The sequence below is a fragment of the Desulfovibrio sp. genome (genome assembly GCF_047607245.1).
Taxonomy (GTDB): Bacteria; Desulfobacterota; Desulfovibrionia; order Desulfovibrionales; family Desulfovibrionaceae; genus Desulfovibrio.
Genome location: NZ_JASGDK010000079.1, coordinates 1 through 22,653 on the forward strand (window position 1 = coordinate 1; position 22,653 = coordinate 22,653).

The window sequence follows — 22,653 nt, forward strand, 5'->3', positions numbered from 1 at the left end:
CCCGGCGGGCTTGCCCCGGGGACAGCTCTTTTTTTCTCGTATCTACATAGAAGCCTGTTGCAGATCACTCTCTACTGCCTCTGCTTCGTAGTGATCTTCAGTCTAGTTCGCACCCTACAAAATACCCAGACCCTGCCTGCCCTGCGTGCGGTAACATGGTCTGCCCTCTATGTAGCTGCTCTATTGGGAGCCGTACTCTCTCTTCGCACACGACAGGCCTATATGGTTCTCACGGGTTGTTTGGCACTTGTAGCGATGCTCATCTGGATTGACCATTAATTTTTTGCCCATTGACCGCAGCCAAAGCTTTTATTTCATGTGAACACTCTGCCCAAGCAATACAATATTGGGATTTCATAAATAAAATCAGCCTACATATGCTTATGAACGACTTGTGTGGCGTAGTCTTAGCCCCTCCTCATAGTAAATGGTTTCTTGCTTTGCACACTGCCCGCTCAACTGGCTAATCCATACAAAAAGCCCCCGGTGCTGGACACCGGGGGCTTTTTATCATTTCACCTAGTAGCTTATTTGAAGGCCTTTTCAAAGTTGGGCACGACCTGCTTTTTGCGGCTCATCACGCCGGGCAGCCAAACGGTGCTGCCTTCAGCCTTGACGCCAAAAGCTTTTTCCACCACGGAAGGATCATCGGATACGATAAGCATTTCTGAACCTTCTTTCATGATGTCGGTCAGCAGCAGGAACACGCTGTGACGGCCTTCAGCTTTAACCTTTTCAATTTCGGCCTGCAGGCCAGCTTTTACGGGCTCAAGGATGGACAGGTCAACAACTTCAAGCTGACCAATGCCGACCTTGCTGCCGTTCATGTCAAAATCTTTATAGTCGCGGAAGACGAGATCTTTCATGGGCGTGCCGTCAACGGCACTCTTGACCTTGAACATTTCCATGCCCAAAGACACCACATCGCTCACGCCTGCGATCTTGGCCAGTTCTTCAACGGCCTTCTTATCAGCAGGGGTACAGGTGGGCGACTTGAAGATAACCGTGTCGGACAGGATGGCGCAAAGCATAGCGCCAGCAAGGCTCTTGGAAATTTCAATGCCGTAGAAGTCATACATGTTCTTGAGAACAGTGTTGGTGCAGCCTACGGGCCAAATCCAGGCTTCCAGCGGCGCAGAGGTGGTCACGTCACCAAGCTTGTGGTGGTCGACAACGCCGAGCACAGTGGCGGAATCCATGCCCTTGGGGGCCTGGGCCAGATCGGAGTAGTCAACCAGATACACATCTTTGCCAGCCACGTCAGAGATAACCTGCGGAGCAGTAAGGCCGAACTTCTTCAGAACGAATTCGGTTTCGGGAGTGGGCGCGCCCTGGGCAACCGGGGTGACGTCCATACCGCGCTTGCTGTACAGATCAGCGGCGACAATGGCGGAAACAATGCTATCGGTATCAGGATTCATGTGACCAAGAACTAATGCAGACATGACTGTCTCTCCTTCCGGTATGGTTCAGGTATGCGGTTTAATTTGACCGATTTGTTCTCTTTAGCACAAAGTGCTGTTCATGCCAAGCGCCTCATGGAAATTTTCCTGACACAGACAACGAAAGCACATAAGAAACAATACTTTAATATACTGAAATTACAAACTAAAAAATAGCTCGTGATTTTTTTATTTTTTTAAGGCCCGTGGGTGAGCCTGATCGTAGGTTTGCATAAGTCGTTCAAGGCTTAACTGCGTATAGCGTTGTGTGGTTGTAAGGCGTTGATGTCCCAACAATTCTTGAACGCTGCGCATGTCTGCTCCGGCTTCAAGTAAATGAGTTGCAAAGGAGTGCCGCAAGCTGTGAGGCGAAACGGCGAATGACAGCCCGGCACGATGGCACAAACGTTCCACTATTCGGGCGGCCTCCCTTCTGTTAAGGCGGGAGCCACGCGTGCCGACAAATAAAGCGTTTTCTTCTGATTGCGCCAGAAAGGGGCGTTCTTCAAGCCATTGCCTGAGACTTGTGTAGGATGTGTCTGACAGTGGCGAAAGCCTTTCTTTTGATCCTTTGCCCATAATCCGCAACACGCGCGACGACAGCTGCACATCGTCAACATTCAAACTCAAAGCTTCAGAAATGCGCAAGCCAGAGCCATATAGCAGCTCAGCCAGGGCAAGATCCCTGCAAAGAGTGCGCTCTTCCTCCGCGTTTCCAGAAACTGGGCCTTTTGCGCCAGCAGGCCCCGAGGAGGTATCCAGCAAAGCAAAAGTTTCATCCACATTAAGGGCACGTGGGTGGCGTTTTTCCTGACGCGGATTTCGCACCTGAGCGGCCACGTTTTCCGTCACTCTACCACCGCGCTGCTGAAAACGAAAGAAGGAGCGGGTCGCCGCCAACTTGCGCGCCATAGAACTTTTGGCTTCGCCCTTACGGAACAGCCACGCCAAAAAAGCCTGGATATGCCGGCGAGTAACGGTTTGCGGCTGCGCGAGATTGACGCCCTGATCTCGCAAAAAATTAGCCAATTGAGCCAGATCTACACCATAAGCTTTTAGTGTTGCTTCTGAAGCCCCTTTCTGCACAGCCATCCAGGTTAAAAATGCTTCAATAAACAGCGTACTACGATCAGGTTTGGCCTTGTCATCACTTCCAGCAATGCCTGCCGCTCTGGATGAAAGCTCAGATGGAGCATCAGACGCGGGCCCCTCAGAATGCCCGGCAGAAGGCAATACTGCTGCATCCCCTGCGGAGCGAGAACCAGCAGCCGGATCAGAGACACCTCTTAACCGATACGCGCTCTTGCCTTGTTTCAGTTTTTTTTCGCTCATTTTTCGGCCTCATACCGGGCTCCCGGCAGCCTTCGCACCTGCCCCAGCATTTCAAGCCCCACCAGCATGGCGTTAAGTTCTGATACAGCAATGTCTAGGGTACATGCCAGATCGTCAGCCTGCATGGGCCCTCGCTGGCGCAAACAATCCAGCAAAAAGGCCCTGCGCTCTGCTGGAGCAAGCTGTTCCGCTGCATCAAGACGGGGCTGTTCCTGAAAGGCAGGAGTAACAGTCTGCGCAGTATTGCTGTCTTCTTTATTATTTTTTTTGCTGGATCTTTTCTTGGATGAGGCAGAACAGCCAGTTTCACCTTCTGCTTCACTTCCGTGCGTATCGGCGGTATTTTCCTGCACGCTTTTTTCATCTTCGCTCAAACTGGCCTGACTGATGCCAAAAGGCCGCAACTGTTCAGCCAAATCATGCAAGACGTCTTCTGCACTAAAAACAGGGCGTGCGCCCTGCCGCACGAGCTCCTGACAGCCCATGCAGTGCGAATCCAGCGCCGGACCGGGCACGGCGTAAACCTCGCGGTTTTGTTCCAGAGCCAATCGGGCGGTAATAAGACTTCCAGAACGGCTGGCAGCCTCCACCACCAGAACCCCAAGTGCGAGGCCGCTGATGATGCGGTTACGTATGGGAAAGTGCTCAGGCAAGGGCTGTGCTCCAGGCATAAACTCCGAGACCAGCAAGCCATGCTGATGCATACTGTCAAAAACAGTTTTGTTTCCCGGCGGGTACATCACGTCAATGCCCGTGCCCAGAACGCCAATGCTGCGCCCAATGCGCATCAGAGCATTTTCGTGGGCAACGCGGTCAATGCCGAGCGCCATACCGGAGATTATGGTAACGCCGCAGGATGACAGACACCGGGCCATATGGGCGGCTACAGTTCTGCCGTGGTCCGTAGACCGCCGGGATCCTACTATTGCAAACGCTGGTGCCTGAAAAAGCGACATATCCCCCTGACAATACAGCAGCACAGGCGCATCAGGTAACTGACGCAACAAAGGTGGATATAAGGGATTCGTCCAAAGCAGGATGTCGGCATCAAGATCACGCGCCCTGTCCCACTCTTGCCGGGCTGTGACGCGCCATGAGCCAGTGGCCATCTCAGCGGCCTGTTTTTGATTCAGGCCCGCTTCACGCCAACGCTGTCGTGACTGTACGGCAGCATACGCTGATCCAAAGGTGCGCAAAAGACGAGAGCATGAGCGCGCCCCAAGGCCAGCACAGTGGCGCAACGCCAGACTGGCCCAATACTCCGTGCGAGCCTCTTCATTCAATTCCGTCCAAGAGAAACCTTCGGGCATACTTAACGTGCCAGCCCGCGTGACCGGGCTATCCGGGCAGCTTCGGAGTTGGGAAAACGCGTTAATAATTGCTTGTACGCCTGCGTCGCCGCATCCTTATCGCCAAGGCGGCTCAGGCTCATGCCTGTCTTGAGCAGGGCATCTGCATTTTTGTGATGCTGCGGATACGATGCATCAACCTTACGAAACTGGTTAAGGGCATCCTGATACTTGCCCTGAGCATACAGGCCCTCGCCTATCCAGTATTCTGCATTGGCGGCATATCCCCCGTGAGGGTATTCCTGCAAAAAGGTTTCAAACCGGGTTATACCTTCGGCAGAGCGCCCTGCTGTCATAACCTTGAGTGCTGCCTCGTACGCGGCCTTTTCATTCTTGGTCGGCTTGCCGGCCTGTTGTGGAGGCAGATTCGTCGGGGCAGCCGCATTAACGGCCGCTGAGGGTTTTACTTCTGCTGGAGTCACTGGCTGGGAGGTAGCTTGCGATGCAGGCGCAAGAGGTACCACGGCAGGGCTTGCTGCTTCCACAGGAGGCAGACCGGGATGTTCAGGCGGCAGCGCCAGCGCTGAAGGCGGCAAGGCCGGAATAGGCACAGCAGTATTGCCGCCAGCGGGATCGCCCTTGCCCGAACTGGCAGGAACAACAGGCTGATTGGCATTTTGCGCTGCAAAATTAGCCGGGTTTACGGCAGGCGGCACAGCTGGCTCAGGAGCCGCCACAGGGGGCAAACCAACACTCACGGCCCCTGTTCCGCTAACAGGGGCAATACTCTTGCCGGGAGCGCCCACTTGTCCGTTGGGACCCGCCGTGACAGTCCTGCCAGCGAGAGAACTGGCGGGAACTGGTGGTGTAGCCGCAGCTTGTGGTGCAGTAGCGGGGGTGGCAGGCGGAAAAGAGGTCGGCTGCGTCGCAGGATCAATAACTCTTCCCTTGGGCGAACCTGCGGGAGCTGACGCCGGGGTAACAGACTGCGACCCCTTGTCTGCAGGTGCTGCAGCGGCTGGCTGAGATTCCTTTGCCGCAGGGACAGGTGAAGGCATTGGAGCCACTGGCGTTCCAGTGCCAGAGGCGGGAGCCGAGATTACAGATGGCCCGTTTTGCCCCAGGGCTACTTCACGCTGGTGCGGGCTTGCAGAAGATGCTTCCGCAGTGCCTGCACCATTCTGCCCAGCCGCAGAAGTTCCTGCTACAGACGGCACTGGCAATGGGGCTGGCGGCAAAATGGGTACAACTGTCATGCTGGTCTTCTGGCCGCCACGGGTGCGCACTTCAAAAGTTCTGTTCTTGAGCTGCGCCATCTGACTGTCCAGAGTAGCCACGCTCTGCTCCAAAGTGCGTAGCCGCTGATCGGTTTCGCGCAAGGTTCTTTGGCTGGCAGTTTCTTTATCTTCTACGTGGCGCATCTGTGCAGATGAAGCGCAGCCTGCCGCTAAAACAACGCAAGCCAAGGGAACAGCAAAAAGTTTTTTCATAACGTCTCCCACCGCAACTTTGCCCCAAGCCCGGCCATATTTCAAGAACCCTTGCGGCCCCGGCATTTTTAAGGCAAATACAGGCTTGTACACATTTCCTAGACCATAGCGTATCTTCCCAAGCCAGCGCAAGATTATAAGGAGCAACCATGAGTGTTTCTGTTCTGAAGCCACGCCGTACCACAGGCGGTGCCCGATGAACTTCTTTAAGGATGTATTGGGCCAGTTGTCCGCCTGGATGGAGCTGCCGCGCCAATGGATGCAGGCCTATCCCTTTTTGCAGGCAGGCCTTGATAATCTATGCGTAACTCTGGCCTTGGCTACTCTGCTGGCCTTTGCGGGGCTTGGTTTTATATCGGCCACGGCAAGGATCTTATCAATAACGCGCAAGCGCTCTTCATACGATAAATGCGCACGGCAGTTGGCGCAGCTGGCAATGATTTTGGGCTGGATTCTGCTTGTTGCGGGGCGCGTGTGGCTGTTTTTTGTGCAGGGTTCCTACACGCCAGACTCCTTGCCAGATTTTATGGTCGAGCTGAGCTGGATTTTGCTGGGCTTGGCTGTGCTGATCAGCAGTCTTTACTTCGCCCTGTGGAAATTTCTTGTAAAAGTTCCGATCCTGCACATTGTCATGGGCATAATCAGCAGCATCCAGGGCTGTATCGCTGTTGTTGTTACGCTGGGCTCCGCCCGCATGATCAGCGCCTATGTGCGCCCCGACGCCACTATTATCACCTTGGGCGATATCTTTTTTCCCGGCTGGCTTTCACCCTTCTGGTGCTCTTTGTACTGGACCCTGCCCCTGATTGTAGCTATGTCGGCTGGCAGCGGAGCCTTATGGCTGACTATGCGTCGACAGCGTGATGATTTTGGGCGTGACCACTATAATATTATGGTGCCTTGGTGCGCCGTGTGGGCGCGCAATACCTGGACCATCTTCTGGTTGATTTTTCTTGCCTCCACCGTGGCAGAAATACAGCAAGCGTGGCAGGGAGGCGTCTTCACCATTGAAAATGCCTTGCGCGAAAGCGTAAAGGTACTGGTGTGGCTTGTACCTCTGGTTCTTTGGGCAATCGTGGGCCGCAGCAGTGCGCCTATGCGGCACAAGTTTACGCTGGTGGTGGCCTTGCTGACGGCAATGGCCTTCATGCTTCCTTACTATTCTCAGGTAACGAATCTTTCCACCCTGTCTTCCAGAACAGCGCAGGAAATTATTATTGAACCACTGCCGCAAACTGATCCGCATGCAGCGCCTGAAGCGGACCAGCAGACTGCGCCGCAAGCGTCACCCAAGAGCGGTGCTGAATAGCTGACAACATTGTTCTTTACCGAAACAATGTGACAGTTTTTCATGCTCAACTGCAGAACTGAAAATCCTCGCCTTATTTTGCAAATAAAAAGCCCGCATTCAGCGGGTTTTTTATTTGAGAACTATTTAGTGTACTGCTTGCGCCATTCATCCAAAAAGAGCAGGCAGGTTTCCATTTCGTCAAGAACACCTGATCTGGCTCTGAGGGCTGTAACCACAGAATCAAAATCTGCATGCGGGCCAAGGCCCAGGTGCTCAACCGTGCGCGACATGGTGGAGGCCAGGTCTGCCGCCAGTTCCGGCGTCAGACCGGACGGTAATGACTGCGTTAATGAGGCCGCTGGAATAGCCTGTCCGTCACTTTCGTAATGCGCCTGCCCCCCAGTCTCAGCTTCAGGCCAGGGGCCCATACGCTCAGCAATAAACTCCAGCAGGGTTTGCATGCGACGCGTATAGGTATGGTCGCGCAATACCCGCTCCCGCGCCCGCGTAGTATAGGCGACTCTTTCTTCCGGGTGCGCAAGAAAGTAGTCAATCTTGGCATAAAACTCTTCAATCGTACCAAAGGTGGCCAGTTCACCCAGAGCAAACAGATCGGATAAAAGACTGCGCTCGTCCAGAAGCTGAAAAGCGTTCATGGCAGCCAGCTCAAATGTACGGGGGTTAACAAAATCACCTTGGCTCACCAAATCCGTAGTTTGCAGGCTGGAATGCAGGTTAAGATTTACCTTGGTGGCATTATAAATTTTTACGCTCTCTGCGGCATCAATACGTGCGCCCCCCCGTTGTACGTGGGCAGCCAACAAACTTTCGCCTTCCCAATCCGAACCCCATATTTTGAAATTGCGGCCTAGCAAGGGACGAAAAGCCAATCTGCGATTGGGATATCCGGCCCCCAAAAATCCAATATCTGCGCCGTATTCCCGCCGCTCTTCTGCACTGAGATCAATGGGTTTATGAAAATCTGGATGAGCTGCCATCGGCAGGTAAAGAAAATTGTTTTGCCCAATTTCTGCCAACTGATTCATGAAAGGCTGCTTCTGAATAATGGCAAAAACATCGTACAGCGGCGCATAGGCCTGCCAGTATTGAAATACCGTGTGATCTTCAACAAACCACATGGCCGTGCGTACTCCGGCTCTCTTTAGCCGCTGAAGAAGACTGCGGCCCATTGGTGCCTGAGCCAAGGCCAGCACCAGATGCGGCTCCTGTGCCTGTACTTGCGCCCATACAGCCTGTGACACAACCTGCAGAAAGGAATTTTCCAGTTGCGCTGTTTGCGCCGGGGGCAAACCAAGACCCTGCAATCCCGTAAAAGCCGGAAACATCAGCGGAGCCTCAAAAGTGCGCACACTGTGCCCCATTTCTTCCAAGGCGCGCGCGCAGTATCTTCCTATGGACAAAGAACCGCCATACATCGGTAAAACAACGAGAATTCTCAGAGGGGCAGACAGCATCAACATATTCTCCACATCAACAGTATCTGTCGGGCGGCAGCATCCAGTCCACGTCACGGCACAACCACTCGTCAAACAGCCAGGCATTGCCAAAGCCGCCGCCATCAGTAAATTTCATTTTACTGGAAACATCGCCCATCTGTTCCAAAGAAGATACGCTACAATAAGTGGCCAAAAATTCTCGCACCTGAGTACGCTTGGCTGCATGCATGTCAGTTCCAGCCTCAAGCCGCAACACTGTTCCCAACGAGTCGATGTGACTTCGCCACAGTTGCAAACCATCAGGCAGTTTCACCCGCTTCGTCCCCTCTGTAAGGGCAAGAGTCAGGGAACGCAACAAATCCTGACTGCGAAAAGGCTCAAGACAGGCCGTATTATATGGACATGGAGCCGATTCCAGACAAGGGACGCAATGGCGTTCGGCCTGCCAGACCAGATGCCCCTGCCCGTACGGCCCTGTTTCATGTGCAAAAGCTGAAGAGAGAAAAAAAGCCAGTACGGGCACGCCAAGATGCGCAGCAAGATGCATTGTGCCCGTATCAGGAGTAATCAGAGCATCCAGGCCTTTGACGGCATCAACAAGTCCCGGCCAATCAGTTTTGCCACTCAGGTCTTCCACACGATCCAGCATTCTCGCAGGCAAAAGCCGCTGAAGTCGACGGGCCACGTCCTTTTCAGCATTGGAGCCGAGCAGGCGCACACGCGGCCCTCCCATAGCTGCAAAAGCTGTACGCACAACCTCGGCCAGCACAGGTACGGGCAAAGAACGCCGCGATTCACGCCCGGCGAGAACGACACCAATTCCCTCGCCACCTGGGACAGCCACAGGATTTACAGCAGAAGGCGCCAACGTGTCGGAAGCGAAATGAGCCCAAAAATCCACAAGATTTAGTGATGAAAGCACACGCTGACGAGTCAGTTGCATGGCCATCCTGGCCCAGGGTGAACGCCATATGCCATTTGCAACAGGTCTGTAGCCAACCACGATCTCTGGTTCAAACATGCGGCATAAGGCCGCTGTTATTCCAGAAAAATTACAGTTGTAGATGGCAGTAAAATTACAGCTTCGCCAATCGGCCAGTACCCGTATATTTTTTTGCAGAACATCATGTTCATGACAGTTGTGCAAAGCAAGGCTGTGCACAGTGGCAAAGGGATAGATTAAACGAGCAAGGCGTGCCAGCCCTGCGTCAACGGCCAGGTGCACCTGCCCCTGCCGTGCAAGACCGCGCAACAACCGCCCGGTTTGCACTACATCGCCAAAACGGGCTGCCTGAATGACCAAAAAAGCCGCCATATCCCTTCCTGTTTTTACAGTAGGCATTTCGGTTGTCATTGACAGCAATTGCGGTATCGCCGCGCCCGCCGCCAATATCAATCGATAATGAAGGGTACGGCAATAGACTTGCGGAAGCAAGAGCAAGGGACTTTGCAAAAATTTCTGCCTTCTGTACAATACGTCATCTTAATATAGCCGCATCATGATTCATACCGGACCCCACATGGAAACTTTCGCGCCTAGAACTACCCTGTACCCACTCTTTCTTTCTCTCACCGGGCTACACTGCCTGCTGGTAGGGCTGGGTCAAGTAGGACAGCGCAAGTTGGCCGGACTTCTGGCTTGTGATCCCGCTTCGGTGCTGGTGCTTGATCCACATGCATCGACACCGCAGGACTCGATCCTGCTCAATATGCTGGACGATAGTCGGGTGCGTCTTGAGCGCCGCATCTGCACAGCAGACGACATGCACGGTAAAGCCCTTGTGTTCGCTGCCACAGGCAGTATTGCAGAAAATCAGCGCATAGCCGCCCTGTGCCGCAGTCAGGGAGTATTGTGTAACTGCGCCAGTGCCCCTGACGAGGGAAGCTTTCAGGTGCCAGCGGTGGCGCGCAGCGCTCCATTGGCCGCAGCCCTGTCCACCGGAGGCGCTAGCCCTGCCCTTGCCCGGCGCTGGAAGAATGAACTGACCCAATGGCTGGTACCACGTGCCCGCATGGCTGCCCTTATGGGCAGGCTGCGCCCAATGGTTCTTGCCTTGAATGCCGAGACAGTGCAGAATACCAAGTTGTTCCGAAACTTGGCGGCTTCGCCCCTGCAGCAATGGCTGGAGGACGGAGATTTGGAAAACTGCCGCCAGTGGTTGCTGGCGGAACTGCCGTCGGAACTGCACGCTCATATAGCGGAGTTACTTTATGATCTCCCCTGAATTTTCTACTGGCGTCACGCTACTGCTCTACGGGCTGGCAAGTGCGTCTGGCATTGCTGGCATGATGGTGCGCAGCCCGTTCTGGCGGCGCACATGCTGCTGCCTTGCTGCCGCAGGCTTTATTTTTCAAACCATCAGTCTTGCTACAGGCTTTCATAAAGCGTTGCCAGACGGCCTGAGCCTTGGAGCCTACCTGCAGCTTATGGCGTGGTTTATCGTTTTGTGCGGCCTTGCGTCCTGGGGCAAATTTCGACAGGAAGCGCCGCTTATTTTTGCATCCCCTCTGGGGCTTATGCTTTTTGCAATGTCTGCCCCCTACCTTCAGGCAGTGGTGCAGGTGCCGCCCCATCTCAAGGCGTCTTTTTATGCCTTGCATATTGGCACGCTCTTTCTCAGCCTCGCCCTGATGGCGCTGGCCTTTGCCTCGGGCTCTCTTTTCCTTTTTTTGGAGGCACGCATAAAGAGCAAGCAGTACATGAAAGGTTTTTGGCAAGATATGCCTGCCCTTGCCATGCTTGATAAAATCAATGCCTTTGCCACTATAGTGGCTTACCCCTTGTACACACTTGGTATTTTGTCTGGCCTCATTTGGGCCAAACCCGTTTTTGGGGCCACCGTAACGGGTGACCCCAAAGAAGTCATCAGCATCGTCATCTGGTTGATGTTTTCTGTGCTGTTCAACAACAGACTCACGAAAGGCTGGCGTGGACGAAAGCCTGCGCGGCTGGCTGTTTTCATATTTATACTTTGTCTTTTCTCAATCATTGTGGTGAACACCTTTATGGAAACTCACCACGCATTCATCAGGCGCTGACTCGGGCATAATTATGGACTGTGATATTTTTCTTGTTGGCCTGAATCACCGCACAGCCGGGGTAGACGTACGCGAGCGCTTCGCCCTAGCCAACCACTGCGATGAAGAACATTGGGCATTTCCATGTACTGATGCGTTGAACGAGAGTGTCATACTCTCGACCTGTAATCGCGTTGAGGTCCTTGCCTCAGGAACTGGCGACGTGGCCGAGCAGGTGATGCGCAATTGGGCGCGGGCAAGGGGTACAGCAATTGAAGACCTCAAGCCCTACGTCTATGTGCATAAAAACCTTGAAGCAGTACGGCATCTGTTTTCAGTGGCTTCAAGCCTGGATTCTATGGTGTTGGGCGAACCGCAGATTCTTGGACAGTTGAAAACCGCCTATCGCAATGCAGTTAAAAGCCGCGCTACAGGAGTTATCCTTAACAGATTGCTGCACAAGGCTTTTTCTGTAGCCAAGAGGGTGCGTACAGAAACTGCTGTGGCGTCCAGTGCTGTTTCCATTAGCTACGCCGCTGTAGAGCTTGCCAAACGTATTTTTGGCGACATGCGCGATCATAAGGCGATGCTAGTCGGAGCAGGTGAAATGGCTGAGCTTGCGGCGATGCATCTGCTTCAGTCAGGCATTAACGAAATTCTGGTAGCCAACCGCACCCTCGTGCGGGGGCAAGAACTGGCCAAGCAGTTTAATGGACGCGCCATTCCCTTTGAGCAAATGCCGCATTATTTGCTGGACGTGGATATTATTATTACCTCCACAGGCTCACAGGAGCCTATCATTCGTGCCCGTGATATCCGCGCTGCTCTCAAAGCCCGTAAAAACAGGCCCATGTTCTTTATCGACATTGCTGTGCCCCGCGACATAGACCCTGATGTTAATGGTTTGGACAACGTCTATCTCTATGACATTGATGACCTCAGGGAAGTTGTTGAAGAAAATCTGGCCACTCGTAGGGATGAAGCAGCTAAAGCCGCAGAAATCGTTAACGAAGAAGTGACATATTTTTCTAAATGGCTCGCCAGTTTGGACATGCAGCCCACCATCGTGGATCTGATCAAAAAAAGCCAAAGTATTGCAGAAGAAGAACTGGCCAAGACACTCAAACGGCTTGGCCCGGTGGACGAAAATACCCGAGTAGCCTTGGAAGCTATGGCTAACTCCCTGGTGCGCAAGCTGAACCACGACCCCATTATGTTTCTGAAGCACGGTGGCATGTCGCAAGAAGGTAACGGCCCGCGTATCAGTATCATGCGGCGTATATTCAACCTTGATAAAACAGGCTGTATTTATTCGGAGGAAAGCTGATGCGCTGGTATGGCATTGATGATCTTGCCCCCGAGGACATGTCCAAAATAGTGGCAGCGCTTAAGGACATGGGGCTTGAATCTGGAATGGACGGCCTGTATTGGCTGCCCGCACCTGCGGAAATGCTGTCTCCAATTCAGAAAGAGCATGTGCAAAGTTGCGGCCCGCACGTATTCGGCCTCGAAATTGAAGAAGATTCCTTGCGAATGGAATTGCTGGTCAGGGCCAAGAACCGCATGCGGTGCGATTGCGTGCATTATGCCGCCCCTGAGTTGCGCGCCCACATGATCGCCTGGCTGGAACAGATGCTGACAGACCTTGGTATTGTCGCCTGATCCTGCCAAGCAATTGTTCAAACGTTCGTGCAAACGCCGCTACCAGGGGCATGTGACCAATCTCATCTGCAACGCGGATGAATGACGGTATTCTACCTCGCCATCGGCCAGTACCGCGCACCGCTGCCCGCAATCAGGGCTACAGCATGACACAAATACCCTGCCTGCAAAATCTCCCCCGAGCCTCAGCCCTTCTTTGTCTTGAAGTTGAGCGCTTTTGTTTGCGCCAGCTAGACCTGACGCGCGGTTCACATCTTGTGGTGGCTGTTTCGGGAGGGGCAGACTCTACCGCTCTAGCCCTGATTCTTTCCTTGCTTGCCCCACGGTTGGATTTGCACCTTTCAGCGCTAAGCATCAACCACGGCCTGCGGCCCGAAGCAGAAGATGATGCGGCCCACGCGCAAGCTGTCTGCCAAGCTTTGGGCATACTGTGTTCTGTGCGCAAAGCGGATGTTAAAGGCTTTGCGGCAAAACATCATGTAGGTGAAGAAGAAGCTGGACGTTCCATTCGCTACTCCTTGCTGGAGGAAGAACGACTTGTCCAGCATGCCCACTTTATAGCCTTGGGTCACCATCGTGAAGACCTCAGCGAAGATGTTTTGCTACGCCTGGTTCGAGGCGCTGGCTGGCCTTCTCTTGGGGGTATGCCCGCCAGAGATGACAACCGGCACCTCCTACGCCCGCTGCTGACCTGCTGCCCTGATGACCTGAAACAGCTGCTGGTACAGTGCGAACTCAGCTGGCGCGAAGACGCGAGCAACCAGAGCACGCAGTATCGCCGGAACAGACTACGGCTTCAGGTTTTACCACTGCTGCGGGCGGAAAATCCCGCGCTGGACCGTAGCATGGGGCACATGTGGCAACTTGCCGGAATGGACAAAGATTATTGGGAAAAACTTCTTGATGCCGCGCTGCTTGCTCATCCCTGGCAGAAAGTAAAACAGGACCAGAAGGGATGCCCGGCAACTGGCAAATCCATACTTCTGCCCCGCACTCTGCTGCGAGCTCTGCACCCGGCGGCCCGGTTGCGCCTTTATATGCGTGCGGTGCAGCATTTATGTGCAGACGGTTTAACTTCAACTGATGCTGTAACTTCAAAGTTACCACAACTAACAACATCAGCCCAAGGCAGGGCCAGCACCCTGCTGGCTCTGGATGAGGCCCTTACGCAAGGACACGGCAATACCCGTTTTCAACTGCCTGGCGGTTTTGAAGCTTACCTCAAAGGGGGAGCTATTACCTTTAGTCGGCCCGCCTCATAGAAGCCACTACGCCTGCCACCAACCGCTTTCTGCAACTGTTTTGCTTTTCCTTTGCCTATTCTTGCCTTACATCCACAAATCCGTAGCATTGATTATTTAACATCAAAAAAGCGCTATCAATCAAACCAAAAAAAAGAGACCACCTGCGATCTCTTTTTCCGTAATCAAAATAATTCTGAAGTTATTTTTATTTCTGCTTCGCCAGTTCTATGATGGCCTCGGCAATATTCTTGGTGCGAAGCCCGACCAGTTCGCGCAAACGCAACTGGCTGCCGTGCTCCACAAAGCTATCGGGCAATCCCAAGCGTTTGATTTTTTGCCCATGCATGAGGCCGTTATCTGCATAGAACTCCAGCACTGCAGAGGCAAAACCACCAGCCAGCACACCTTCTTCAACAAAGAGAATACGGTCAAAGCGGCGGGCAATGGTGGCAAGTTGTTCCTGGGGCAAAGGCTTGAGCCATATAGGATCAAAAACCAGCGGGCGAATGCCAAGCACCTGTTCAGCTTGGGCTGCTGCTTCAAGCGCAGGATGAGCCCGGCTGCCCACAGCAACAATTGCAATACCCTCACCGTCTTGAAGCACTTCACCTCTGCCGGGAGTCAAAAGACGCGGCAAGCCGTCCAGCGGGACGCCAAATCCTGCTCCCCGCGGGTAACGCAGAGCACAGGGGCCATCGTGATTGAGTGATGTGTGCAAGCAGTGCCGCAGCATGTCTTCATCACGAGGAGACAGCAGGCTTATCTGCGGAATATGCCGCAAGTAGGCGATATCAAAAGCGCCATGATGGGTGGCTCCATCTTCTCCCACAAGCCCGGCGCGATCCACACAAAGAGTTACTGGCAGGTTCTGGATACAGACGTCGTGTACCACCTGATCATAGGACCGCTGAAGAAAGGTAGAATAAATGGCCAGAGCCGGGCGGTAGCCCTGGCTGGCAAGCCCAGCTGCAAAGGTTACCGCGTGTTGCTCACAGATGCCCACGTCCACAAACCGATCGGGAAAGCGCTCCCGAAAACTGTCTGTTCCAGTCCCTTCCGGCATAGCGGCAGTGATGGCGATAATTCTCTTGTCCTTTTCAGCCAGCTCCACAAGGGTTTTACTGAATATTCCAGTAAAGGACGGCACCTTGGCTGTAGACGGAACAGGTTGCCCCGTTTCGGGGGTGAACAGGCCAACACCATGATATAGCGTGGGATTTTTTTCTGCTGGCGCGTAACCTTTACCCTTTTGGGTACGCACATGCAGCAGCACCGGGCCGTCTTCCACAGCCGCGGCCATCTGTAAGTGACGGCGCAAGCTTCCGAGATCGTGCCCGTCTACAGGGCCAATGTAGTTGAAACGAAAAGCTTCAAACAACATACCGGGGGTGAAAAAAGACTTGAAGCTCCACTCTCCGCGCATAGCGTAAACGGCCAGCTTTTGGCCAATGCGTGGTATGGAGCGCAAAAAATTGAGCACTTCCTTGCGGGTCTGCCGTACCCAGCGCCGCGACAGCGTGCGGCTCAGGAACAATGAAAGCGCGCCCACGTTTGGCGAAATAGACATTTCATTGTCATTGAGCACCACAATGAGCCGCCGCCCCATATGCCCGGCCAGGTTTAGGCCTTCAAAGGCTTCACCGGCAGTCAGGGAGCCATCACCAATAACGGCAAGCACATGATGTCTGAGCCCGGAAAGATCCCGGGCCAATGCCATGCCCAGAGCAGCAGATATGGATGTGGAGGAATGCCCTACGCCAAAGTGGTCATAGGGGCTTTCAGCCATACGCGGAAAGCCCGAAATTCCACCAAAGGTACGCAGGGTATCAAACTGGCGCGCCCTGCCTGTGAGAAGCTTGTGCGCATAGGCCTGATGCCCTACATCCCACACCAGCTTGTCTTTTTCAATATTGAAAGTTGAAAGAAGAGCCAGTGTCAGCTCCACCACGCCCAACGAAGGGGCAAGGTGCCCGCCAGTGCGCGAAACCACCTCAATAATCCGCTGGCGCACTTCTGCAGCCAACTGTTCAAGCTGAGGCTCGCTCATTTCCCCTAATTGCGAAGGACGCTCAATACTGTCCAAAAGCGAAACATGAGATTCAGATTGAGCACCATCATGAGAAAGATTTTGCTCGGCTGTGGCTGTTTCGCCCTTGTCTGTTTTTTGTCCATCCCCTGCTAAGTCAGCGGGTGTTGGCATTTTGGGAGCATCAAGCATATCAGGCCGCCCTATTGACCGTATATTCGGCCAGAGCAAGTAAAAATTCCGCTTCCGGGCCGCTGAACGCGGCAAGAGCGGCCTTGGCAGCTTCGGCTTGATCCTGAGCCAGGACGCGGCTCTTCTCGAGCCCCAGCAAAGCAGGATAGGTCTTTTTGCCCTGAACAGCATCGCTGCCTACGGGCTTGCCAAGCGTAGCGGTATCCGCCACCACATCGAGAATATCGTCGGTAATCTGGAAAGCAACGCCCAGCGCTGCACCATAAGAGCCAATGGCAGCAAGCTCCTCGTCGGAAGCCCCGGCCAGCATGGCCCCGCACACGCAGGATGCCCGCAGCAGAGCGCCTGTCTTCATTGCGTGGATGCCTTTCAGCTCTTCAAGGGCTATATCGGCCTTTCCGGTAAATATCATGTCCCATTCCTGCCCGCCCACCATGCCTGAAGAGCCAGCCGCAAGAGCCAGCTCGCCTACAGCGCGCAATACACGAGGCGGAGCCAACGGGCTGCGGCACATCATCAAAAAAGCATCGGTAAGCAAGCCATCACCGGCAAGGATGGCAGTAGCTTCATCAAAAGCCTTGTGGTTTGAAGGCTTGCCACGCCGGAGATCGTCATCGTCCATAGCCGGAAGGTCATCATGTACCAAAGAATAGGTGTGAATCATTTCAATGGCCGATGCAAAGGGCAGCGTATCTTGCAGGGGCAGCCCGCACATGGCCGCGGTGCTCAAACAGAGCACTGGGCGCAAACGTTTGCCTCCGGCCTGAAGGCTGTACTGCATGGAATCCTTGAGACGCTGTGGAATGGGACGCCCGTCAAAACAGGTGGCAAGATAGGATTCCACCATTTGCCCGCGTTCGCGCAAAAGTTCCTTCATCCTGGGTACTGGCATCATCACCTGTTGAGCCTCCTACGCTTCCTCGGCTTCTTCAGCTTCATCATCGGGATATGAACTAAAACCTTCATCAGTACGAATACCTTGGCCCTGCATAGGGCGAGCCTGATCGTCCTGCCACACTTCCAGCTCGTGGCGTGCCTTGTCGAGTTGCTGGCGGCAATAGCGCGCGCACCCCGCTCCTTCCTTATACAAGGTCATACCTTTTTCTAAAGGCAGATCGCCAGATTCCAACGCGGCCACAATTTCTTGCAACCGGGCCAGTTTTTTTTCAAATTGGTTTTCTGTTTTGGCGCTCATGCTGTCTACTTTCCCATTTTTGGGGCTTGAGAAGGCTGATTCGCACTGCTCGGAGCTTTATTCTCACTGCCAGCAGCAGCGGGAATAAAGGGCTGCGGATCAACCGACACACCCTGCACCAAGAGTGAGAGATGCAAATGCGGCCCGGTGACGCGGCCCGTAGCCCCGACCAGACCAATAACATCTCCCTTGCGGACAAGCTGGTCTTTTTCAACCAGAACTTTAGACATATGCAGATATGCGGTAAAGACCCCTTCGCCGTGATTGATGTACACCACATTGCCCGAGAAGTACAAATCGCCTGTCAAAGCCACTTTACCATCTGCGCAGGCCAAAATGGGCGTTCCTTCTGCCCCTCTCAGGTCCAGCCCCTTATGCAGACCACGCGGTTGCCCGTTAAAAACCCGCTTGAGTCCGAAGAGGCTCGAAACGTCGCCGGACACCGGCCTCTCAAAGGGCAGAGTCCACAGGCGCTCGGGTGAGTACTGGGCAAGAGTTTTGCTCACAAGCTCCCTGTCGGCCTTTATACGCGCCATCTGTGCCGCAGGAGGATCAACATACTTTTTGTCCACTGTAAGCTGCTGAACTGGACGGTCTTTGTTGTAAAGGCGTATGCTTTGCGTAACAATCTGCCCTGCTGCCGCTGGCTTTTTGCCGCCTGTCTGGCCAGTTATGGGCGCTACGGCAAGTGCAAGATCATTTTCTTTGGCATCTAAAGGCACGGGCAGCAATATGACAGCCTGCCATTTTTTTTCTGCTCCTGGAGATGCTTCGCCAGCATACGCTGTGGCTGCGTAATTTTTGCCCATCCATTTGAAGCTGAAACTCTGAACTGGTTCTTTGCTGACTGCCAGAGCAACAAATGCATCGCCCCGGGCCACAGTGGCAGGGGCTTCAAGGCTGATCAGAGGAACCGCAAAGGCCGGGTTTCCCCCCAATGCTGCCACAATCAGCAAAGAAGAACATGCCAGAACCAAGGGCATCATGAGAGTTGGCATCAATCTCCATATTGTCTTGAGCCGATGCTGGCATGGCACTATCTTGTGTAAAAAACGTATCATGATTTTTCTCGCTTTCGATTCTTGGCACGCTGTACGTCACTTACTATGGCAGCCAAGCTGCCATCAGCCAGACGTACTTCAATCTTCGCCCCGGGTGAAGTCTGGTCCACCGAACGTACAAGACCAGCGGATGTACAGACCAACGCGTACCCCCGCGTAAGGGGCATGAGTGGATCGCGCGCTTCCAGCGCCATGCTCAGGGCGTCAAGGCGGCGTAACTGCTCGGCTACGTAAGTACGGGCCGTACTTTGCCAACGCAAAATACCGTGTTGCAGCGTGCGTTCCTTGTCTGCCACAACCCTGGGAAGCGCCGCTTGCAGGCGGGCAGAAAGCTGCTCCAGCCTTGCATTGAAAATATCCAATTTTTCTGGGCCCAAAGCACTGCGCAGGGCACGCTCAAGCGAATCTGCCTTCTGCAGTTTGTCATCCAGCCAATGACGGCCAGCCCGGTCTAACGCCGCCCCCAGCGAATCAAGACGCTCATAAAGACGTTCGTGGTGGCGCTGTGGCGAAAACCAGGCAAGAGCTTTTTCACACTCACGCAAACTTTGCCCCGCCAGTTCAAGGCGTCGCTCCATTGCACGGCGCAAGGCTGAACATGTTTCATCCACGCGCTGATGAAGCTCTGCGCGTAATGGCCAAAGCAATTGGGCGGCATGGCTTGGCGTTGCGGCGCGCATATCGGCGGTCATGTCCGCCAGGGTAACGTCAACCTCGTGCCCGATACCTGCCAGCACAGGCAAACGGGACTCAAATATGGCTTGAGCCACGCTTTCTTCATTGAAGGCCCACAGATCCTCCAAAGAGCCGCCCCCGCGCACGAGTACGATGGCTTGCGCCCAATTCTGAGCATTGGCTTCTGCCAGTGCGCGTGTGATGGCAGGAGCAGCCTCTGCCCCTTGCACCAGCGTCGGAAACAGGCGGATGCGTGAACCACTGCCACGCATACGGGCCAGTTCAAGAAAATCGTGGATGGCCGCCCCGGTGGGTGAAGTGATCAGGGCTACACGCTGCGGGTCACAGGGCAACTTTCGCTTTCGTTCCTGACTGAAATAACCCAATCCGGCCAGTTTGCGTTTACTTTCTTCAAACGCCTGGGCCAGCAATCCTTTGCCAGCGGGCTGCACCAATTCCACAGCAAGCTGATACTGCCCCCGTGGCGCGTACACGCTGATGCGCCCAGCACAAAGAACATCCAGGCCATTACGCAGCAGCTCAAGAGGAGACGGTCTTGGCTTGTCAAAAACCTCCCCCGTGAGCGGGTCGAACGATTGGTCTGTCTGCCGCTGCATATGCCGGAACCAGACGCACTGTAACTGCGCGTCCTGATCTTTGAGACTGAAATAGACATGCCCTGAGCCGGGACGAGAAAAATTTGTAACCTCGCCCCGCACCCAAACAAAGGGAAAGCGCCCCTCAAGGCTCTTGCGCAGTTGCTCCGTGAGCTCGCGAACTGTCAGTATGGCTTCCTGCATCGTGCTCTGTAGCCTCTTGCGCGTCATAAAAGAAGGCGACCCAGGGGCAAACTCCGCCCTGAGTCGCCCAGACATTACAAAATGCTGCTTGGCGTGAACATTACAAAAAGCCGCACCAAGCAGCCACTTCAAACCAGAAACATATTACCGGTCGGCCCAACCCTGCCGGATTTTTTCAATCCAGGCTGCAAAGTCCTGCTCAAGGTTGTCAGCGGAAAGTTCGCTCTTCTCGCCCGTACGGCGGTCCTTGCATTCCACGATACCGCGGGCAAGGCCCTTGCCGCCCACCACAATCTGTGTAGGAATACCAAGCAGGTCAGCATCTTTGAACTTGACGCCGGGCCGTTCTTCACGGTCATCCATCAGCACTTCCACGCCCATGCCCTGCAGCATGGCATATATTTCTTCAACCTTTGCATTAACTTCATCGCTGCGCGGATCAAGGTTAAGCAAAATGCACTCAAAGGGAGCCACTGGCGGCGGGAAGACAATGCCGTTTTCATCGTGGTTCTGCTCAATGGCAGCGGCGGCCACGCGGGAAACGCCAATACCGTAGCAGCCCATAATCATAGTCTGTTCCTTGCCATTTTCGTCAAGGAACACGGCATGCATTGCTTCGCTGTACTTCAAGCCCAGCATGAAGATATGCCCCACTTCAATGCCTCTGGTCAGCTCCATACGGCCACCGCAACGGGGGCATTGATCTTCAGGGGTAATGGTACGCAAATCGCCCCAGGCAGTCACTGCAACATCACGCTTGAGATCGACATGCTTGATATGGGCATCGGCTGCATTAGCTCCTACCACATAATCTGTACCGCCCTGAAGTTCGGCATCAGCGTAAATGGGCACGCCAAGCTTCACGGGACCAGCAAAGCCAACGGGAGCAGCAGTTACTGCCTGCACAGTGGCGGCATCGGCAAGTTCAACTTCCTGCGCCTTCATAAGATTTTTGAGCTTGATGTCGTTCACTTCACGGTCGCCACGCACCAGCACGGCCACAGTCTGACCGTCAGCCTTGAAAAGCATCGTCTTGACGATGCTGCTTGCGGGCACGCCAAGCATGTTCGCCACTTCTTCCACACTGTGCGCACCCGGCGTGGCGATTTCTTCCATAGCCGGGCAAGCCGTTGCAGCAGGTTGACCCTTCCAGACGACTTCAGCCCTTTCAACGTTGGCGGCGTATTCGCATCCGTGGCAGAAAGCAATGGTGTCTTCGCCAGTGTCGGCAAGCACCATAAATTCGTGCGAAAAATTCCCGCCAATGGAGCCAGTGTCGGCTTCCACAGCGCGGAAGCGCAGACCAAGGCGGCGGAATATGCGCATATACGCGTCGTACATAGCCTTGTAACTTTTTTCAGCACCCTCGGTATTGGCGTCAAAGGAGTAACCGTCCTTCATGACGAATTCGCGCCCGCGCATAAGGCCGAAGCGCGGACGGATTTCATCACGAAACTTGGTTTGCACCTGATACAGCCGCACGGGCAACTGACGATAGGAACGCACTTCGCCGCGCACAAGGTCGGTAATGACTTCTTCGTGCGTGGGGCCAAGGCAGTATTCGCGCTCGTTACGGTCTTTAAAACGCAGAAGTTCCTTGCCGTAGTGCTCCCAACGGCCCGTTTCTTTCCAAAGGTCGGCGGGCTGAACCATCGGCATGAGCAGTTCGCGAAAATCGGCTTTCTCCATTTCTTCGCGCACAATGCGGCCAATTTTTTCAATCACTCGCAGCCCGAGGGGCAAGTAGATATACAGCCCTGATGTAAGCCGACGAACCATGCCCGCCCGCAACAGGAGCTTGTGGCTGACCACTTCCGCGTCGGACGGAGATTCCTTGAGCGTGGGAATATAGCAGGAGCTGAAGCGCATTAGATGTTTTCCTTTTCGTTAAGCAGTGATTGCAATTCTTCCATAAAAGCAGCCAGCAAGGCACTCTGCCCCTTGACGGAGCGAACGATCTCTCCCTTGCGGAAAATAATGCCTTTGTCTCGCCCCCCGGCCACGCCAAGATCAGCTTCGCGAGCTTCGCCAGGCCCATTGACCACACAGCCCATAACAGCGATCTTGACATTGGCGGTGGATGTGGCCAAACGCTCTTCAACAGCGCGCGCCAGGGAAAAAAGATCTATTTCAGTTCTTCCGCAGGTCGGGCAGGATATAATTTCCGGACCGCGAGAGCGCAACCCAAGGGCGCGCAAAATCTCCCAAGCTACGGTCACTTCTTCGGCAGGGTCGGCAGTGAGGGATACGCGTAATGTATCGCCAATGCCTTCATGCAGCAGAATCCCCAGCCCCACAGCAGATTTTACCGTGCCGCGCATGAGCCCGCCAGCTTCTGTAATGCCAATATGAGCGGGATAATCGCAGGCCTTGGCCAACAATCGGTAAGCCGTGATGGTGTCCATCACAGACGAAGACTTAAGAGAAATTTTGGTATCGTAAAAACCGCGCGCTTCAAGCAGGCGCACATGGCCGAGGG

The 22,653-nt window shown here is 54.2% G+C and carries 19 protein-coding genes and 1 pseudogene; 7 read left to right on the forward strand and 13 right to left on the reverse strand.

Features of this window, described 5'->3' with window-relative positions; all coding sequences use genetic code 11:
- Positions 1-279, forward strand: a pseudogene (locus QM579_RS06210) (hypothetical protein); the annotation flags it as partial.
- 248 nt (positions 280-527) lie between these two features.
- On the opposite strand, the gene QM579_RS06215 reads toward QM579_RS06210, so the two are convergent.
- From QM579_RS06215 to ybgF, 4 genes are all read right to left on the reverse strand, one after another.
- Positions 528-1,445 (reverse strand): manganese-dependent inorganic pyrophosphatase, encoded by a 918-nt coding sequence (locus QM579_RS06215; RefSeq protein ID WP_414998306.1) that lies wholly within the window; start codon positions 1,443-1,445, stop codon positions 528-530.
- Positions 1,446-1,631: 186 nt separating this feature from the next.
- Positions 1,632-2,774 (reverse strand): tyrosine recombinase XerC, encoded by a 1,143-nt coding sequence (locus tag QM579_RS06220; protein WP_414998307.1) that lies wholly within the window; start codon positions 2,772-2,774, stop codon positions 1,632-1,634.
- A complete protein-coding gene (dprA, locus tag QM579_RS06225) occupies positions 2,771-4,084 on the reverse strand; it encodes a DNA-processing protein DprA (protein WP_414998308.1) in 1,314 nt (437 codons plus the stop codon). The genes QM579_RS06220 and dprA overlap by 4 nt, the downstream gene beginning before the upstream one ends.
- Positions 4,085-4,086: 2 nt before the next feature.
- Positions 4,087-5,553, reverse strand: coding sequence for a tol-pal system protein YbgF (gene ybgF, locus QM579_RS06230; RefSeq protein ID WP_414998309.1), 1,467 nt, complete (start codon positions 5,551-5,553; stop codon positions 4,087-4,089).
- 196 nt (positions 5,554-5,749) lie between these two features.
- Between ybgF and QM579_RS06235 the strand changes: the two genes are divergently transcribed.
- Positions 5,750-6,862 carry a hypothetical protein gene (locus tag QM579_RS06235; RefSeq protein ID WP_414998310.1) on the forward strand — a complete coding sequence of 371 codons (1,113 nt, stop codon included), beginning with the start codon at positions 5,750-5,752 and terminating at the stop codon, positions 6,860-6,862.
- A 122-nt stretch (positions 6,863-6,984) separates the two neighbouring features.
- On the opposite strand, the gene QM579_RS06240 is transcribed toward QM579_RS06235, so the two are convergent.
- Together QM579_RS06240 and QM579_RS06245 are read right to left on the reverse strand one after the other, a co-directional pair.
- Positions 6,985-8,319 (reverse strand): CgeB family protein, encoded by a 1,335-nt coding sequence (locus QM579_RS06240; RefSeq protein ID WP_414998324.1) that lies wholly within the window; start codon positions 8,317-8,319, stop codon positions 6,985-6,987.
- 16 nt (positions 8,320-8,335) lie between these two features.
- Positions 8,336-9,643 (reverse strand): glycosyltransferase family 9 protein, encoded by a 1,308-nt coding sequence (locus tag QM579_RS06245; protein ID WP_414998311.1) that lies wholly within the window; start codon positions 9,641-9,643, stop codon positions 8,336-8,338.
- 157 nt (positions 9,644-9,800) lie between these two features.
- Between QM579_RS06245 and QM579_RS06250 the strand changes: the two genes are divergently transcribed.
- From QM579_RS06250 to tilS, 5 genes are all read left to right on the forward strand, one after another.
- Positions 9,801-10,526: a precorrin-2 dehydrogenase/sirohydrochlorin ferrochelatase family protein gene (locus QM579_RS06250; protein ID WP_414998312.1), complete on the forward strand. Its 726-nt coding sequence runs from the start codon at positions 9,801-9,803 to the stop codon at positions 10,524-10,526.
- On the forward strand, positions 10,513-11,340 hold the full coding sequence (locus QM579_RS06255; protein ID WP_414998313.1) for an inner membrane protein YpjD: 828 nt from the start codon (positions 10,513-10,515) through the stop codon (positions 11,338-11,340). Before QM579_RS06250 ends, QM579_RS06255 begins: the two co-directional genes overlap by 14 nt.
- 13 nt (positions 11,341-11,353) lie before the next feature.
- Complete coding sequence (gene hemA / locus QM579_RS06260; RefSeq protein WP_414998314.1) at positions 11,354-12,646, forward strand: glutamyl-tRNA reductase; 1,293 nt, start codon at positions 11,354-11,356, stop codon at positions 12,644-12,646.
- Complete coding sequence (locus QM579_RS06265; protein ID WP_414998315.1) at positions 12,646-12,981, forward strand: hypothetical protein; 336 nt, start codon at positions 12,646-12,648, stop codon at positions 12,979-12,981. The genes hemA and QM579_RS06265 overlap by 1 nt, the downstream gene beginning before the upstream one ends.
- Positions 12,982-13,127: 146 nt before the next feature.
- Positions 13,128-14,243, forward strand: a complete 1,116-nt coding sequence (gene tilS / locus QM579_RS06270; protein ID WP_414998316.1) for a tRNA lysidine(34) synthetase TilS — start codon at positions 13,128-13,130, stop codon at positions 14,241-14,243.
- A 187-nt stretch (positions 14,244-14,430) separates the two neighbouring features.
- Here tilS and dxs read toward each other — a convergent pair whose 3' ends face one another.
- The 7 genes from dxs to QM579_RS06305 form a co-directional block, all read right to left on the reverse strand.
- Complete coding sequence (gene dxs, locus QM579_RS06275; RefSeq protein ID WP_414998317.1) at positions 14,431-16,425, reverse strand: 1-deoxy-D-xylulose-5-phosphate synthase; 1,995 nt, start codon at positions 16,423-16,425, stop codon at positions 14,431-14,433.
- Between the two features lie 19 nt (positions 16,426-16,444).
- The gene (locus QM579_RS06280; RefSeq protein ID WP_414998318.1) at positions 16,445-17,338 is read right to left on the reverse strand and encodes a polyprenyl synthetase family protein; all 894 of its coding nucleotides are present in this window, start codon (positions 17,336-17,338) and stop codon (positions 16,445-16,447) included.
- Between the two features lie 15 nt (positions 17,339-17,353).
- The gene (xseB, locus tag QM579_RS06285; RefSeq protein ID WP_414998319.1) at positions 17,354-17,638 is read right to left on the reverse strand and encodes an exodeoxyribonuclease VII small subunit; all 285 of its coding nucleotides are present in this window, start codon (positions 17,636-17,638) and stop codon (positions 17,354-17,356) included.
- 5 nt (positions 17,639-17,643) lie between these two features.
- Entirely contained in the window at positions 17,644-18,636 is a 993-nt protein-coding gene (locus QM579_RS06290; protein WP_414998320.1) for a M23 family metallopeptidase, read from the reverse strand.
- 59 nt (positions 18,637-18,695) lie between these two features.
- Positions 18,696-20,201: an exodeoxyribonuclease VII large subunit gene (gene xseA, locus QM579_RS06295; protein ID WP_414998321.1), complete on the reverse strand. Its 1,506-nt coding sequence runs from the start codon at positions 20,199-20,201 to the stop codon at positions 18,696-18,698.
- A gap of 117 nt (positions 20,202-20,318) precedes the next feature.
- Positions 20,319-22,043 carry a proline--tRNA ligase gene (locus tag QM579_RS06300; RefSeq protein WP_414998322.1) on the reverse strand — a complete coding sequence of 575 codons (1,725 nt, stop codon included), beginning with the start codon at positions 22,041-22,043 and terminating at the stop codon, positions 20,319-20,321.
- Positions 22,043-22,653 (reverse strand): flavodoxin-dependent (E)-4-hydroxy-3-methylbut-2-enyl-diphosphate synthase (locus QM579_RS06305; protein WP_414998323.1); only part of this gene is annotated, 611 nt, incomplete at its 5' end. The genes QM579_RS06300 and QM579_RS06305, both read right to left, overlap by 1 nt.